Source organism: Bradyrhizobium sp. AUGA SZCCT0158 (assembly GCF_018130065.1).
Lineage (GTDB): Bacteria > Pseudomonadota > Alphaproteobacteria > Rhizobiales > Xanthobacteraceae > Bradyrhizobium.
Map to the genome: position 1 here is coordinate 1 of NZ_JAFCME010000064.1, position 1,461 is coordinate 1,461.

At 63.9% G+C, this 1,461-nt stretch carries 1 protein-coding gene; it reads left to right on the plus strand.

Features of this window, described 5'->3' with window-relative positions; genetic code table 11:
* Window positions 1-168: 168 nt before the first annotated feature.
* Entirely contained in the window at window positions 169-1,461 is a 1,293-nt protein-coding gene (locus JQ574_RS34750) for an IS4 family transposase (RefSeq protein ID WP_212215255.1), read from the plus strand.

Genomic DNA, 1,461 nt, shown 5'->3' on the forward strand with positions numbered 1-1,461 from the left:
GCATGCACACATCTGATGTCGGGGATTCCCGAATCGGCATTTTGTGTGATTCATATTGTGACACTTCGGCTTTGGCAGAGGTGTCGACATGCTGGCGGAAATTGACTGGTCATTGGGTCGGTTCGGGGATCGTCGTCTCGATAAAGGGGGGCGGCGCTCGTCGAATGCATGGTCGCGGGCAAGGATGTCTGCCTGCGGCGGCTTGCGAAGGGGGTTCGGGCGCAGGAGGTGCGGTTCAACCGCTTTCTCGGCAATTCCAAGGTGACGACCGCGCGGGTGATCGAAAGCTGGAGCGAGGGCACGGTAACCGCGGCCGAAGGCCGCCATGTGCTGGCGATCCAGGATACCAGCGAAATCAATTTTGCCACGACGGCACAACGCCGGCGCGGGCTCGGCGAGATTGGCCACGGCAACACTCGCGGGGTGTTGCTGCACCCGATGCTGGCGGTAGACGCGCAGAGCGGCAATTGCCTTGGCCTGTTGCACGGCGAGATTTGGACCCGCAAGGGCCGCCGCACCGTCTCGCACGATCAGCGCGCCCTCTCGGACAAGGAATCGCAGCGCTGGATCTCGACCGCGCTGGCGGCCAAGCCGCGGCTGGCCAAGGCCGCCATGGTGACCATGCTGGGCGACCGCGAGAGCGACATCTTCGCTCTCTATGCCAGCGCCCTGGAAGAGCAGTTCCACGTCATTGCTCGCAGCATGCACGATCGCAAGCTGGCGGATGCTTCCGGCCTGTATGCAGCCAGCGAGGCCATGCCCATCATCGAACAACGGGCCATCGTGCTGCCTGCGCGGGCACAGCGGGCCGAGCGAGCCGCGCGTCTCGATCTGCGCTTCGGCGCCGTGAAGCTGGCCAGGCCGCAAACCAGGTTCCTGCGCCATTTGCCGAAAAGCCTCTCGCTGACCCTGGTCGATGTGCGTGAGGTCGAGCCTCAGGCCGGCATTGAGCCGCTGCATTGGCGGCTGCTCACGACGCATCCGGTGACCACGGCAGAAGAGGCTTGGCGCATCGTCGAATGGTACAAGCGGCGGTGGCTGATCGAGCAGTTCTTCCGCATCCTCAAGACGCAAGGCTTCAAGCTCGAAGACAGCCAGGTCGGGACTGCCGAGCGGCTCCTCAAGTTGGTCGCGATCGCAGCCAAGGCGGCGATCATTACCCTCCAACTCGTGCAGGCTCGCGATGGCCGTGATCACCAGCCCATTCAGGTTGCCTTCGATGCCGAGGAAGTCGCTACCCTTGCCGCCTTCAACCGCAATCTCGAAGCCCAAAGCAAACGGCTCAGAAATCCGCATCCGCCCGATAGCCTCGCGTGGGCCGCCTGGATCGTCGGCCGGCTCGGCGGCTGGGACGGTTATCCCTCGTCCAAGCCGCCAGGTCCCATCACCATGAAGCACGGCCTCGAATACTTCCACGCCGCCGCCGCAGGATGGAGCCTCAGACATGTGTGCATGCCCTAG